The organism is Halomonas sp. ATBC28 (genome assembly GCF_005937175.1).
Lineage (GTDB): Bacteria > Pseudomonadota > Gammaproteobacteria > Pseudomonadales > Halomonadaceae > Vreelandella > Vreelandella titanicae.
The window spans coordinates 1-12,706 of record NZ_VCQL01000023.1 but is presented as its reverse complement, the minus strand read 5'-3'; the positions used below and the strand labels follow the sequence as shown (position 1 = coordinate 12,706).

Annotated in this window: 14 protein-coding genes; 4 read left to right on the top strand and 10 right to left on the bottom strand. The window is 57.1% G+C overall.

Annotated features, from left to right (window positions below; all coding sequences use genetic code 11):
* From E0L35_RS26355 to dksA, 3 genes are all read right to left on the bottom strand, one after another.
* Window positions 1-177, bottom strand: coding sequence for a hypothetical protein (locus tag E0L35_RS26355; RefSeq protein WP_007111811.1), 177 nt, complete (start codon window positions 175-177; stop codon window positions 1-3).
* Between the two features lies 1 nt (window position 178).
* The gene (gene gluQRS, locus E0L35_RS21190) at window positions 179-1,090 is read right to left on the bottom strand and encodes a tRNA glutamyl-Q(34) synthetase GluQRS (RefSeq protein WP_138801357.1); all 912 of its coding nucleotides are present in this window, start codon (window positions 1,088-1,090) and stop codon (window positions 179-181) included.
* A gap of 101 nt (window positions 1,091-1,191) precedes the next feature.
* Entirely contained in the window at window positions 1,192-1,629 is a 438-nt protein-coding gene (gene dksA, locus E0L35_RS21185) for an RNA polymerase-binding protein DksA (RefSeq protein ID WP_007111809.1), read from the bottom strand.
* A gap of 215 nt (window positions 1,630-1,844) precedes the next feature.
* Between dksA and E0L35_RS21180 the strand changes: the two genes are divergently transcribed.
* Entirely contained in the window at window positions 1,845-3,005 is a 1,161-nt protein-coding gene (locus E0L35_RS21180; RefSeq protein ID WP_138801356.1) for an aminotransferase class I/II-fold pyridoxal phosphate-dependent enzyme, read from the top strand.
* Window positions 3,005-3,733 (top strand): DNA/RNA nuclease SfsA, encoded by a 729-nt coding sequence (sfsA, locus tag E0L35_RS21175; RefSeq protein WP_171051217.1) that lies wholly within the window; start codon window positions 3,005-3,007, stop codon window positions 3,731-3,733. Before E0L35_RS21180 ends, sfsA begins: the two co-directional genes overlap by 1 nt.
* A gap of 146 nt (window positions 3,734-3,879) precedes the next feature.
* On the opposite strand, the gene E0L35_RS21170 is transcribed toward sfsA, so the two are convergent.
* From E0L35_RS21170 to E0L35_RS21140, 6 genes are all read right to left on the bottom strand, one after another.
* A complete protein-coding gene (locus E0L35_RS21170; RefSeq protein WP_022520688.1) occupies window positions 3,880-4,329 on the bottom strand; it encodes a DUF4426 domain-containing protein in 450 nt (149 codons plus the stop codon).
* Between the two features lie 39 nt (window positions 4,330-4,368).
* Entirely contained in the window at window positions 4,369-4,962 is a 594-nt protein-coding gene (gene metW / locus E0L35_RS21165; RefSeq protein WP_041159454.1) for a methionine biosynthesis protein MetW, read from the bottom strand.
* The gene (locus tag E0L35_RS21160) at window positions 4,962-6,188 is read right to left on the bottom strand and encodes a homoserine O-acetyltransferase (RefSeq protein WP_138801354.1); all 1,227 of its coding nucleotides are present in this window, start codon (window positions 6,186-6,188) and stop codon (window positions 4,962-4,964) included. Before E0L35_RS21160 ends, metW begins: the two co-directional genes overlap by 1 nt.
* A 217-nt stretch (window positions 6,189-6,405) precedes the next feature.
* Window positions 6,406-6,999, bottom strand: coding sequence for a YggT family protein (locus E0L35_RS21150; protein WP_009287945.1), 594 nt, complete (start codon window positions 6,997-6,999; stop codon window positions 6,406-6,408).
* A 55-nt stretch (window positions 7,000-7,054) separates the two neighbouring features.
* A complete protein-coding gene (gene proC, locus E0L35_RS21145; protein ID WP_009287946.1) occupies window positions 7,055-7,879 on the bottom strand; it encodes a pyrroline-5-carboxylate reductase in 825 nt (274 codons plus the stop codon).
* A 55-nt stretch (window positions 7,880-7,934) separates the two neighbouring features.
* Window positions 7,935-8,651 (bottom strand): YggS family pyridoxal phosphate-dependent enzyme, encoded by a 717-nt coding sequence (locus E0L35_RS21140; protein ID WP_138801352.1) that lies wholly within the window; start codon window positions 8,649-8,651, stop codon window positions 7,935-7,937.
* Between the two features lie 32 nt (window positions 8,652-8,683).
* Between E0L35_RS21140 and E0L35_RS21135 the strand changes: the two genes are divergently transcribed.
* Window positions 8,684-9,727 carry a type IV pilus twitching motility protein PilT gene (locus tag E0L35_RS21135; protein WP_138801351.1) on the top strand — a complete coding sequence of 348 codons (1,044 nt, stop codon included), beginning with the start codon at window positions 8,684-8,686 and terminating at the stop codon, window positions 9,725-9,727.
* A 226-nt stretch (window positions 9,728-9,953) separates the two neighbouring features.
* Here the strand turns inward: E0L35_RS21135 and E0L35_RS21130 are convergent, their stop codons facing one another.
* Window positions 9,954-11,093, bottom strand: coding sequence for an anhydro-N-acetylmuramic acid kinase (locus E0L35_RS21130; RefSeq protein WP_138801350.1), 1,140 nt, complete (start codon window positions 11,091-11,093; stop codon window positions 9,954-9,956).
* A 145-nt stretch (window positions 11,094-11,238) separates the two neighbouring features.
* On the opposite strand from E0L35_RS21130, the gene tyrS reads away from it, so the two are divergent.
* Window positions 11,239-12,438: a tyrosine--tRNA ligase gene (gene tyrS / locus E0L35_RS21125; protein ID WP_009287950.1), complete on the top strand. Its 1,200-nt coding sequence runs from the start codon at window positions 11,239-11,241 to the stop codon at window positions 12,436-12,438.
* The last annotated feature ends 268 nt before the right edge of the window (window positions 12,439-12,706 follow it).

Below are 12,706 nucleotides of genomic sequence, written 5' to 3'. Positions count from 1 at the left end.
TCAACGTTCATCAAGCTTTCTCTTCTGCTCCAGCCAGAGAGTTAACGCAATCAATCCGCCCCAAATCGCAAACGGTCGGTACCAGGCGGCCTCAGGGTCGCTCCAGCCATTCATCAGCAGCGGAGAGAGCAGGTAGCCGCCAAACACCAAAAACAGCATGATGCGATAGACATACATATCAATCTCCTACTGGAGGTGAAGAGGGATTTAAACGGTGTGCCGTTGGGTTTAAACGTGCCAACGACCAGTTCGCTACCGCCCAGTGTAGCTGAGTCGCGGAGGGCTCTGAGGCCAGTTCTTGTGGCGGCGCTTGATCAAGCGCTTCCAGCGCCTGAAAGAGCTGCTGGCGCACTTTCTGCTCGTCTTCTGCCAGGGCCGGGGCCAGGTTTTGCTTGGAGAGCTTTTGCCCTTCAGCGGTCACAATGAGTGGCAGATGCAGGTAACGCGGCTGCGGTAGCTGAAGTGCGCTCTGCAATTGGCGCTGCCAAGGGGTGTTATCGAGCAAATCGAGCCCGCGTACCACATCGGTAATCTGCTGCTCGGCGTCATCCACTACCACGGCGAGCTGATACGCCCATAGGTCATCTTTGCGCTTTAATACCACATCGCCTAGTTCAGCCGGGTCAAACTGCTGCTCGCCGAACAGCCGGTCTTGCCAGCGGATAGGGCGTTCGCCACGGTCGCTGCGCAGCCGCCAGGCCACCGGTTTATTCGCATCGCAAACGCCATCGCGGCACCAGCCGGGGTAGATATCAAACGCCTGCCACTGCTTGCGCGAACAGCTGCAGGGATAGGCCAAGCCGAGTTGGACAAGCTGGTCAAGCGCCTGTTGGTAAGCATCGCCGCGAGTGTGCTGCCACATTACCGCTTCGTCCCACTCCAGCCCGAAGGTTTCCAGCTGGCGAAGAATAGTGCTCGCCGCACCTTCAGGGCAGCGCGGTGGGTCGATATCTTCAATGCGCACCAGCCACTGCCCATCGGCCGCGCGGGCATCTAAATAGCTGCCTAAGGCGGCGACCAAAGAGCCAAAGTGCAGCGGGCCAGAGGGCGTAGGGGCAAAGCGCCCCCGGTAGCGAGCAAAATCAATCATGGTAGCGTCATTGTTGAGAGGGGCTGGTTATTTACAAAAAGCCATTCACAAAAACGGGCACCCTAAGGTGCCCGCGTTCGAGTAGCACGGTCTTTTAGTGCTCAGCCGCCTAGCTGTTTCTCTTTGAGTTCCGCCAGGGTTTTGCAATCCACACAAAGGGTGGCGGTGGGGCGAGCTTCTAAACGACGAATGCCGATTTCAACGCCGCAGGCTTCGCAGAAGCCATAATCATCATCATCGATGTTATCTAGCGTCTCGTTAATTTTCTTGAGCAGCTTACGCTCGCGATCCCGGGTACGCAGTTCCAGGCTAAAGCCCTCTTCCTGGGTAGCACGGTCGGCGGGGTCGGCGTAGTTGTTCGCATCTTCCTGCAGGTGGCGTACGGTACGATCCACCTCTTCCATGAGATCCTGTTTCCAATCCAGCAGCAGCTGACGGAAGTGCGCTAGCTGCTGCTCGTTCATATACTCTTCACCCGGCGCTGGCTCATACGGTGTGAAGGACTTGGACGCTTCCGGTTTCTTTTCTGCTACTGGCATGGGACTGCCCCTTACATATGTGACTACTGATCGACCATGAGCGATTGTCACGATCTCACGCCAAAGGGATGCTTGTTTAGCTGAAAAATGACTGGGTTGCAAGCATAATGGTGAGCTTTCGATGAATGTTTGGCCTTGAATATGACTAGCGCCATGTTTTAGTTAGTTTTTCAATATTTGTCCAGTTTCAAAAATGATTAGATGAAGGAGCCGTTATGGCCTGGAATTCGCGTGTCGATCACGTTGCCCCTTTTCGGGTCATGCGTTTGCTGGAAATGGCCCAGGCGCGGGAAGCCGCCGGCCACGATGTGATTCACCTGGAAGTAGGCGAGCCGGATTTTGCTACCCCCGAGCCAATTATCGCTGCCGGGCAGCAGGCGTTGGCCAGTGGCCATACCCGCTACACCCCAGCGGCTGGGCTGCCCGCACTGCGCGAGGCGATCGCCGGACATTACGCCGAGCACTTTAACGCTACGGTGGATCCTGCGCGTATTTTGGTAACGCCCGGGGCGTCGGGGGCGCTGCTGCTGGCCAGCCAGTTATTAGTCGAAACCGGCTCGCGGGTGCTGATGGCTGACCCTAACTACCCCTGCAATCGTCACTTTATGGCGCTAGCTGGCGCTGAGATTGATGCGGTATCCGTGGGGCGAGATAGCGGCTGGCAGTTGGACGCTGCCCTGGTCGCCCAGCATTGGCATGAGGACACAAGCCTGGCGATGTTGGCGTCGCCCTCTAACCCTACCGGCCACACGTTGAGCGCGCAACAGCTCTCTGCAGTGCTGGCAGCGGTCGCTGAGCGCGAAGGCGAGGTCATCGTCGATGAGATCTACCAGGGCCTCAACTACGACGATGCACCGCTCTCAGCGACCTCGCTCTCCGCCAACGCCTTTGTGGTCAACAGCTTCTCAAAATATTTTGGTATGACCGGCTGGCGCCTGGGCTGGCTGGTGGCGCCAGAGCATGCAGTGGAGCCATTAACGCGGCTGGCGCAGAACATGTTTCTGGCCGCGCCGACGCCTTCGCAGCATGCCGCCCTGGCGGCGTTTACGCCCGAGTGTCGTGGTGTTCTTGAACAGCGCCGTGAAACCCTGAAAGAGCGCCGCCAAGTGCTGCTGGAGGGCCTTGCAGGCTTGGGGTTGGCACCGGATCTCCCGCCCCAGGGGGCGTTTTATTTGTGGTTGGATATCTCCCGCTACAGCCGCGATAGCCAGGCCTTCTGCGAGCGCTTATTGCAGGAGGAGAACGTGGCGATTACCCCGGGTATTGATTTTGCCGTACGTGGCGGCGAACACCATGTGCGCATTGCGTTCACCAATGATGTGGCTCGGCTGGAAGAGGCGGTGGCTCGGATTGCACGCTTTGTGGGCAGGCTGTGATGCTGACTTATCCGGCGCTGGTGCCGGGCACGCTGATCAAGCGTTATAAGCGCTTTCTCGCCGATGTGCGTTTGGATGATGGTCGCGAAGTCGTCGCCCACTGCCCCAATACCGGCTCGATGAAGGCGGTGAACGTGCCAGGGTGCCGAGTGTGGCTGTCACCCAGCGATAACCCCAAGCGCAAGCTTGCCTGGACGTGGGAGCTTATCGAGCTGCCGCAAGCGGATGGGCAGGTGGCGCTCGCCTCGGTGCATACCGGCCGCGCTAACCGCATCGTGGAAGCGGCGCTGGAGGCGGGGGCTTTGGCACCGTTGGCAGGCTACGCCACTCTGCGCCGGGAGGTGAAAGTGGCCGACGCCCGCCTCGATTTTAGGCTGGATGACCCAGAGCGGGGGCGGGCGTATATCGAGGTGAAGCAGGTCACCCTCAAAGAGCAGGACGGCCACGGCTACTTTCCGGACTCGGTAAGTGTGCGCGGTACCAAGCATCTGCATTCGCTGCGAGTGCTGGCAGAGCAGGGCGAACGGGCGGTGCTGCTGTTTTGTGTCGCCCACGAAGGTATTGCCGATGTGGCCGCCGCAGCCCATATCGACGCGACTTATGCGGCAGCCCTAGCGGAGGTCTCGGCCAGCGGGGTGGAAGTGCTGGCCTATGGTATTGAGGTGGTGCGGGAGCAAGAGCGCCCCATTGGAGTGCGGTTAACCCGCAGCCTGCCTGTACGGCTTTAAAGTGGCATGAGCTTGCCGAGGGCAGGTGACGCAAGGGCGCTGTGAACCCTTCCTTGGGCGCTACTTTCGCCATCCATGGCGAAAGACCCTTGCTTACACCAACCCTCGGCGCTTTGGATGCTAATTTATATGTTTCTAGGTACGACTTAGCGATCAATATAAAAACGCTGAATAAAGTTCACCGGTTCGGGGGCGGCGTTGCGGTCGTAGCGCACGCTTAGCTCAAAGCGCATGTTCTCATCGTCGAGTAGGGTAAAAGGCGCCAGGTGGTAGGTGGCATCGCCGTCGTGCACGGTGCGAAAGCTGAGCGACTCCTGAGCGCCCGTCAAGCCGCTTACGTGGCCCTGTACGCTGGCGTTAACGGGGCGGGTACTGCCATCCTCCTGGCGTTCGCGCACGCTCACATTGACCAGGCCGCGGTTGGCGCTGCGCTGGAGATTGTTCGCTTGGGCCACTTCCGGGGTCAAAAAGCTGCTGTTCACCGCGCTGTAGTGAATCTCGTAATCACCCACGCTGACGAACTGCTCAGCGTGGGCCCCAGCGGCGGCGAAGAGCATGCCGACAAGGGCGGCACTCATCATTAATCTGCGTAACATGGCGTGGCTCCTTGGGTTGCGTTTAAGAGCGATGAATATCTAGCGGCGACGAACGCGGAAAATGGCAATTTCACCAAATAGATTGGGCCATAGCCGCGATTTCCAGTGACCTTGATGATCCCCCACGCCCACCGCGCGATCAACAATCATCAAGCCCTTCTCGCGGCACAGATGCTCAAAGTCGTTGAACGTTGAGAGATGGATATTGGGCGTGTCGTACCAGGCGTGGGGCAGCGATTTGGATACCGGCATATAGCCGCGCAGACCCAAATGAACACGGTGACGCCAGTAGGCGAAGTTGGGGAAAGTGATGATGCCCTCTTCGGCGACACGCAGCATTTCATCGAGCATCCTGTCCGGACGGCGCAGCGCCTGCAGCGCCTGGGTCATAATCACCTGGTCATAACTGTTATCGCAGAAGCTGCTTAAACCGTCATCCAGGTTGTGCTCAATCACGCTGACGCCCCGGGCGACGCAGGCATTAATGCCGTCATGGTCGATCTCTAAGCCATAGCCGGTCACGCCTTTATTGTTCGCCAGGGTCTCCAGCAGCTCGCCGTCGCCACAGGCGAGGTCGAGCACGTGCGCTCCTTCGGGCACCCAGTCATAAATCAGTTCAAGATCGGCGCGCATCATGGCGTTTCCTCTGAGCTCTTTGCATCTTCGCTTGCTTCATCTGTACCCGCTTCGGCGAGGCTAAGTTCGCCGGCAGCGCGGTTCATAAAGGCGCTGAAGATGGCGTCGTAGCGCGGCTCTGAGAGTAAGAAGGCATCGTGCCCATGGGGCGAGTCGATGTTGGCGTAGCTAACCGCTTTGCCCGCACGAATGAGCGCATCGACCAGCTCGCGGGAGCGCGAGGGCGGAAAGCGCCAGTCGGTGGTAAAGCTAACAATCAAAAACGGGCACTGCGCTGGGGCCAGGGCTTTGGCTAAGTCGCCCCCTTGGGTGGCGGATGGGTCAAAGTAGTCCAGCGCTTTGGTCATCAGCAGGTAAGTATTGGCATCAAAGGCGGTGGAGAAGGTATCGCCCTGATAGCGCAAGTAGGACTCCACCTGGAACTCAACGTCAAAGCCGAAGTTAAGGTCGTCGCTACGCAAATCGCGGCCAAACTTGCTGCCCATGGCGTCTTCGGACAGATAGGTGATATGGCCCACCATGCGCGCGAGCTTAAGCCCGCGTTTGGGTACGGTGTCGTGCTCGGCATACCAGCCGTCAAAAAACTCCGGATCAGAGCGAATCGCCTGACGGGCTACTTCGTTGAAAGCGATATTTTGCGCCGAGAGCCGTGGCGTGGCGGCAATCACCACCGCATTAGCCACCCGTTCCGGGTAGGTCATTGTCCACTGCATCACCTGCATGCCGCCCAAGCTGCCGCCCACCGCGGCGGCCCAGCGCTCAATCCCCAGGTGGTCGGCAAGCCGCGCCTGGCTAGCTACCCAATCGCTCACCGTGACCATGGGGAACTCAGGCCCCCATTGTCGACCGGTGTCGGGGTTATGACTGACCGGCCCGGTGCTGCCATGGCAGCCCCCAAGGTTATTAAGCGACACAACAAAAAAACGGTTGGTGTCGATCGCTTTGCCGGGGCCAATATGGGCATCCCACCAGCCGGGCTTGCGGTCTTCTTCGCTGTGGTAGCCCGCGGCGTGGTGGTGACCCGAGAGCGCGTGGCAAATCAGTACCGCGTTACTGCGATCGGCATTCAATGTGCCGTAGGTTTCGTAAATCAGCTCGTAGGCAGGCAGCACTTTGCCGCAGGCGAGAGCGAGCGGCGTGTCGAAGCGTGCCACGTGCGGGGTGACCACGCCGACGGAGCCCGCCGGTCGGTCTGCAAATGCAAGCGTATCTGAGTCAGGCATTGAAGGCGCTAGTCCTGCTGAAAGAGGGCGACTGAAGTAGATCCTGTAAACCTCTGATTAACTATTGCGCTTGCCCATACGGCGTTAAAAATCGCCTCAAAATGCTCATTTACAACCTGTAAATTCCGCTTTTTCGTTGATTTTTGCCTTGTCTGGCCTGCACTCATTACGTTAATCAGAGGCTTCCTTGCTAAGAATACGGAGATGGCAGTTGCCATCACAGCCCGACCAGCGCGCCGGAAATGCCCGCCGCACGAATCAGGGCGCCGACCACCAAACCATCGATCAGGTTAATGGCGATAAACACCACGATAGGCGATAGATCGATCATGCCCAGCGGAGGAATCACTTTGCGTACCGGGGCCATAATCGGCTCTACCAACTGCATAACCAGCAGCGCACCTGGATGGCTGGCGTTGGGCGCTACCCAGCTCAAAATAATCATCACAATCAGGGCGAAGAAGTAGATTTTTAAAATTGCATTCGCCAAGGCGGCCGCACCGGCAATCAGCAGTCCAGCAATGGGTGGCATGCCAACGCCAATCACCATAAAAATGGCGATGATGCTAGCCACTTTCAATACAAAGCCTGCTGCTAAGGTGGCGAGGTCGAAGCGGCCAGCCACAGGGCCTAAAAAGCCTTGAAATAGCCCCACTACCGGCTGGGTGATTTTGACCACCGATTGGCTTAACGGGTTGTAGTAATCCGCCCGCGACGCTTGCAGCAGGAAGCGCAGCATGAGTAAAAAGAGGTAAATATTGATGAGGGTATTTACCAGCATTAACCCTGCACTGCCCAATTCATTGCCCATTATTATGTCTCCTTGATGATCCGGTAGCTTAGGCTGTGTTAGCCGAATGGCTGCATTAGCTGCCGCTTAGTTCCTTGGCCATTGCCTGGGCGCGGTCGGCGCAGGCCTGCATGGCGTCGGCAATCGTGGTGCGCAATTGTGCCTCTTCCATATGTTGAATGGCACGTTCGGTGGTGCCGCCCGGCGACATAACGTTCTGTTTCAGCGTGGCCGGGTCTTTATCACTCTGCTGCGCCATGGTGGCGGCACCCAGCGCGGTTTGAATAGCCAGGCGGCGCGCGGTAGCGGCAGGTAGGCCGAGTTTAACCGCGGCTTCTTCCATGGCTTCGAACATCAGAAAGAAGTAGGCCGGGGCGCTACCAGAAACAGCGGTGACTGCGTCTAACAGGGCTTCTTCTTCCACCCACTCCACAATGCCGACCGCTTCCATTAACTGGGTGGCCACGTCACGCTGGGCATCGCTGACGTTGGCATTGGCATAGAGGCCGCTGGCGCCATAACCGACCAGCGAGGGCGTATTGGGCATGCAGCGTACGATGGCATTCTGGCCGCCTAGCCACTGGTCGATCGTGCCGGCATCCAGGCCGGCAGCAATCGAGATGACCAACGGCTGCTGGCGCTGAACGCTGTCGCGCAACGCTTCGCATACGTTGCGCATGATTTGCGGCTTCACCGCGAGTACCACCACATCGGCCTCAGCCACCGCCGCATTGTTGTCGGTGTCTGTATTGATGCCTAAGCGTTGTTTAATCGATGTCAGTTCGCTGTCATTCGGCGCGGTGGCGGTAATAGTAGAAGGCGCGACGCCGCTGTCGATTAGGCCGCCGATAATGGCGCTGGCCATATTGCCGGCCCCAATGAAGGTAATCTTATTCGCCATGGTAGGTGTCCCTTAAGTAAAAGTGTTCTACGTAAAAAAGTGGGCTACTTTTCGTCTAAGCCGATGGGCGAGCGCCGAAAATTGCAGTGCCCAAACGCACCAGCGTGGCGCCTTCCAGCACCGCTGCTTCTAAATCGTCGCTCATGCCCATCGAGAGCGTATCAAGGGGCGCGTCTGGCAAGCTGCTTTGTAAGGCGGTAAAAGCTTCGCGTAGTGCTGCCAAAGGCTGGCGCTGAGCACTTATATCCTCTGTTGGAGCGGGGATCGCCATTAAACCGCGCAGGCGCAGATTAGGCAGCGTGGCGACTTCTTTGGCCAATTCCTCTAACTCCTCGGGCAGCACACCAGCTTTGCTCTCTTCTCGGCTGATATTAATCTGCAGGCAGATATTGAGCGGCGCAAGGTGCGTTGGGCGCTGCTCGTTAAGGCGTTTGGCAATTTTTAGCCGATCGACGCTGTGTACCCAGTCAAAGTGCTCGGCCACAGAGCGGGTTTTGTTGGACTGCAGGGGGCCAATGAAATGCCATACAATGCCGTCAAGATCAGTAAGTTCGGCCTGCTTTTCCAGCGCTTCTTGCAAATAGTTTTCACCAAATTCACGCTGACCCAACTGCCAAACCTGACGAATCATCGCCGCAGGCTTGGTTTTGCTGACGGCCAGTAGCTTGGCTGCACCCTGGGCGCGCCCCGCGTTTTCTAATGCATTATGCAGGCGTTCAAGCGCCTGAGCGTATGAATGGCCGAGTGACTCGTTAAGCGCGATGTCTGTCATACTCAAGCACCTTACCGCAGCTGGGAAGAGAGATGGATATTACCGAACTGCTAGCATTCTCGGCAAAGCAGAATGCCTCTGACTTGCACCTTTCGGCCGGTTTGCCGCCCATGATACGTGTTGATGGCGATATTCGTCGGCTCAATGTGCCCGCTATCGATAATAACGATGTTCGTAAATTGATCTACGCCATCATGAATGATCGTCAGCGGCGCGACTACGAAGAGCACCTGGAAATTGATTTTTCCTTTGAAGTGCCGGGGATCGCCCGCTTTCGTGTTAACGCCTTTACGCAAGCTCGCGGGGCGGGGGCGGTGTTTCGCACCATTCCCAATCAAGTACTTTCCATACAAACCCTTGGGCTCGGTGAGGTGTTCGAGCGCCTGGCGATGTTACCGCGGGGACTGGTGCTGGTGACTGGGCCAACGGGGTCGGGCAAAAGCACCACGCTGGCCGCCATGATCGATTACATTAACGATCATCGTTACGAGCACATTCTCACCATTGAAGACCCCGTCGAGTTTGTCCACGTTAGCAAGCGCTGTTTGATTAACCAACGCGAAGTGCATCGCGACACCCATAGCTTTGCCGATGCGTTGCGTAGCGCGCTGCGTGAAGACCCGGATGTGATTCTGGTCGGCGAGCTGCGTGATCTGGAGACTATCCGCTTAGCACTGACCGCTGCTGAAACCGGTCATCTGGTGCTGGGAACGCTGCATACCACCTCTGCCGTCAAGACAATCGACCGGATCATCGATGTTTTTCCCAGCGAAGAGAAAGCCATGGTGCGCTCCATGCTTTCGGAATCGCTCCAGGCAGTGGTGTCGCAATCGCTGCTTAAACGTCAGGGCGGCGGGCGCGTAGCGGCCCACGAAATCCTCATGGCCACTTCTGCAGTGCGCAACTTGATCCGCGAAGACAAAGTGGCACAGATGTACTCAGCCATTCAAACCGGTGGTAGCCTGGGTATGCAAACGCTGGATGCCGCGCTGTCTCGGTTAGTCAATGAGGGCGTTGTAAGCATAGAGGAAGCCCAGGCTCAGGCTAAAGGCACTCTCGCCGCAAAAGATGAATAATTTAGGCTTTGTACGAAAACTGCCTGCGCTCGGCCATGCTGTGTTAAATAACGGCTCGTGCGCGAGTCCGATCAAAATGCTCATTTACACTCCGTAAACTCCGCTTTTTCGCCGTTTTTTTGCCTTGCCTGACCTTCGCTCGCCGACTTTTCGTATAAAAGCCTAAGCCTTGTGACGTACCCACTGCTTTTCTTTGAGGTCTAGGGGCGTATTCAAACAATGAGTATTAGGGGGCATAGATTCCGCCCAATACCCGGGGGCCCTGCGCGCCGGTGACTGAGGGCAAGTTGCCTGGCAGGTGGTGCAGACGCTGGTGCGCCAACCAGGCAAAGGCGCCCGCTTCAATCCAGTCTTCAGGCCAGCCGTACGCCGCTGGCGAAGTGAGCGTTGCGCGCGGGAGATGATAGGCAAGGCGCTGCATTAAGTAGCCGTTGTGAGCGCCGCCACCAGCGGTGATCAGCGTTAGTGAACCGTCACTGATCTGCAGTTGCTCAATGCCTTGAGCAACACTGACGGCAGTGAGTTCGGCCAACGTCGCCTGAACATCGGCGGCGGATTCCTGGCCGCTGAGATGTTGGCGGAGCCAAGCCAGGTGGAAAAGCTCACGCCCCGTACTTCTCGGCGGCGGCTGCTGGAAAAACGGTTCTGATAACAACCGAGCTAACAGCGCTTCATCTACCTTGCCGCTAGCGGCCCAGGCGCCATCTTGATCAAAGCGACCGCCCTGATGCAAGGCAAACCAGCCATCCAATAAAACATTTGCGGGCCCGGTATCGAAACCGATCACGGGGTCGCTTGGCTGGCTAGAAAGCCAAGTGAAGTTGGCAAAGCCGCCTAAATTAAGCACCAGCTGATGCGCATCTGCTCGCCCAAATAGCGCCTGATGAAACGCTGGTGCCAGCGGTGCAGCTTGACCTCCTGCGGCTAAGTCTCTGCGACGAAAATCGGCGACCACCGTGCAGCCGGTGAGTTCTGCCAGCAAGCTTGGATTATCCAACTGCAGTGTATACGCCGGGCCGTCGCCGTGGCCTGCGGGGGCATGCTCAATGGTTTGGCCGTGACTGCCGATAGCACTGATCTGTTCTATACCCACTGAAAGGGGTGCTAATAAGTGCTGCACGGCTTGGGCCTGGCATTGGCAGAACGCGTGTTCCGCTGCTGCGAGCTGCGCAAAACTGACCTGCTCTGCATGGCACAGTTTAAACAGTAGGCGATGAAGCTCGTCCGGCATCGGTTCGGCATGGGTTGCCAACAGGTGCGGCGGCGAATCACCTTCGATGGCGATAAGTGCTGCATCGATACCGTCCAGACTAGTGCCGGACATCAGGCCAATATAGTAAAGCGGCGTAGCGGTAGGCGTTTTCATAAGCGAACTCGTACAAAGCTGGGCTGAGACTAAACCAGGGTGAGAGCGAAACCAAGGCTCAACCAAGGCGAGCGAGCATGGTAACATCGTCGGCTATTTATCACCTGAGCCCGGTAAGGGCGGTTCTTTATAGTGGAGAGAGGCAATGAGTGAGGTGGATCAGGCTTTAGCGCTGCTGTCGCGGGGTACGCATGAAATCCTGGTAGAGGATGAGCTAAAACAGAAGCTGGCTTCAGGCCGCAAACTGCGTATCAAAGCGGGTTTTGATCCCACGGCCCCTGACTTACACCTGGGGCACAGCGTATTGCTGACCAAAATGCGCCAGTTTCAGGATTTGGGGCACACGGTTATCTTTTTGATCGGTGACTTTACCGGGCGTATTGGTGACCCTACCGGTAAGAACGTGACGCGCAAACCGCTCACTGAAGAGGATGTGAAAGCCAACGCCGAAACCTATAAAGAGCAAGTGTTTAAAATCCTCGACCCTGAAAAGACCGAGGTACGTTTTAACGCCGAATGGTTTGGCGAGCTCTCCGCTGCCAAAATGATTGAGCTGGCTGCCCAAAGCACCGTCGCCCGTATGCTGGAACGGGATGACTTTGAAAAGCGCTATAAAGCCAATCAGTCCATTGCCATTCACGAATTTCTCTACCCGCTGGTACAGGGCTACGACTCGGTAGCGCTTGAGGCGGACGTGGAGCTGGGCGGCACTGACCAGAAGTTCAACCTGCTGATGGGGCGCGAAATTCAAAAACACTTCGGCCAGGAGCCCCAGGTGGTCATTACCATGCCGCTGTTGGAAGGGTTAGACGGCGTGCAGAAGATGTCGAAGTCCCTGGGCAACTACATTGGTGTCGATGAAGCGCCGGGCTCCATGTTCAATAAGCTGGTCTCCATGCCGGATAGCTTGATGTGGCGCTATTTTGAGCTGCTCTCTTTGAAATCGAACGAAGAGATTGACGCGCTCAAGCAGAGCGTTGAGCAGGGCGCGAACCCGCGGGATATCAAAATGGAGCTGGCCCGTGAGCTAATTGCCCGCTACCACGGCGATGAAGCAGCCGCCAGTGCGCACAAGTCAGCGGGTAATCAACTGGCTGATGGCGAGCTGCCAGAAGATCTGCCGGAAGTCACGGTCGATTTTGAGGGCAGTGAGCAAGCACCTATTGCAGCAGTGCTTAATAGAGCTGAGCTTGCGAATAACAGTGCCCAAGCCAAAGACATGCTGGGTAATGGCCGAGTTAAAGTCGACGGCGACGTCGTTGCCAAAGACACTATGCTGGCGACAGGTAAGAGCTATGTTATTCAAGCTGGTAAGAAACGTTACGCTCGTGTGACGCTTATTTGAACTTTCTGTCAAAAAGCCCTTGCCAACCCGTCAGCGAATCCGTAAAGTACGCATCCGCTGCCGGGGACGCCAAGCGTTACCAGCGGTGAATGAAGTGTAAAAGCTTCGGTTTGTCAGGTAGTTAGTGCTTTTACGAAAGCCAGCGGTTTTGGATGTGGTCAGGTTTGCATCGAAAACAACGCCCTTGACAACCACCAGGAAATGCGTAGAATACGCCTTCCTCGCTGAGGCAAGCCAGTTCAACGGCAAGCCGTGTGGCCCAGTTGGT

What these genes read in the sequence shown, in the direction of transcription:
- E0L35_RS26355 (WP_007111811.1), bottom strand. Translation starts at nt 177, where the DNA reads ATGTATGTCTATCGCATCATGCTGTTTTTGGTGTTTGGCGGCTACCTG.
- gluQRS (WP_138801357.1), bottom strand. Translation starts at nt 1,090, where the DNA reads ATGATTGATTTTGCTCGCTACCGGGGGCGCTTTGCCCCTACGCCCTCT.
- dksA (WP_007111809.1), bottom strand. Translation starts at nt 1,629, where the DNA reads ATGCCAGTAGCAGAAAAGAAACCGGAAGCGTCCAAGTCCTTCACACCG.
- E0L35_RS21180 (WP_138801356.1), top strand. Translation starts at nt 1,845, where the DNA reads ATGGCCTGGAATTCGCGTGTCGATCACGTTGCCCCTTTTCGGGTCATG.
- sfsA (WP_171051217.1), top strand. Translation starts at nt 3,005, where the DNA reads ATGCTGACTTATCCGGCGCTGGTGCCGGGCACGCTGATCAAGCGTTAT.
- E0L35_RS21170 (WP_022520688.1), bottom strand. Translation starts at nt 4,329, where the DNA reads ATGTTACGCAGATTAATGATGAGTGCCGCCCTTGTCGGCATGCTCTTC.
- metW (WP_041159454.1), bottom strand. Translation starts at nt 4,962, where the DNA reads ATGCGCGCCGATCTTGAACTGATTTATGACTGGGTGCCCGAAGGAGCG.
- E0L35_RS21160 (WP_138801354.1), bottom strand. Translation starts at nt 6,188, where the DNA reads ATGCCTGACTCAGATACGCTTGCATTTGCAGACCGACCGGCGGGCTCC.
- E0L35_RS21150 (WP_009287945.1), bottom strand. Translation starts at nt 6,999, where the DNA reads ATGGGCAATGAATTGGGCAGTGCAGGGTTAATGCTGGTAAATACCCTC.
- proC (WP_009287946.1), bottom strand. Translation starts at nt 7,879, where the DNA reads ATGGCGAATAAGATTACCTTCATTGGGGCCGGCAATATGGCCAGCGCC.
- E0L35_RS21140 (WP_138801352.1), bottom strand. Translation starts at nt 8,651, where the DNA reads ATGACAGACATCGCGCTTAACGAGTCACTCGGCCATTCATACGCTCAG.
- E0L35_RS21135 (WP_138801351.1), top strand. Translation starts at nt 8,684, where the DNA reads ATGGATATTACCGAACTGCTAGCATTCTCGGCAAAGCAGAATGCCTCT.
- E0L35_RS21130 (WP_138801350.1), bottom strand. Translation starts at nt 11,093, where the DNA reads ATGAAAACGCCTACCGCTACGCCGCTTTACTATATTGGCCTGATGTCC.
- tyrS (WP_009287950.1), top strand. Translation starts at nt 11,239, where the DNA reads ATGAGTGAGGTGGATCAGGCTTTAGCGCTGCTGTCGCGGGGTACGCAT.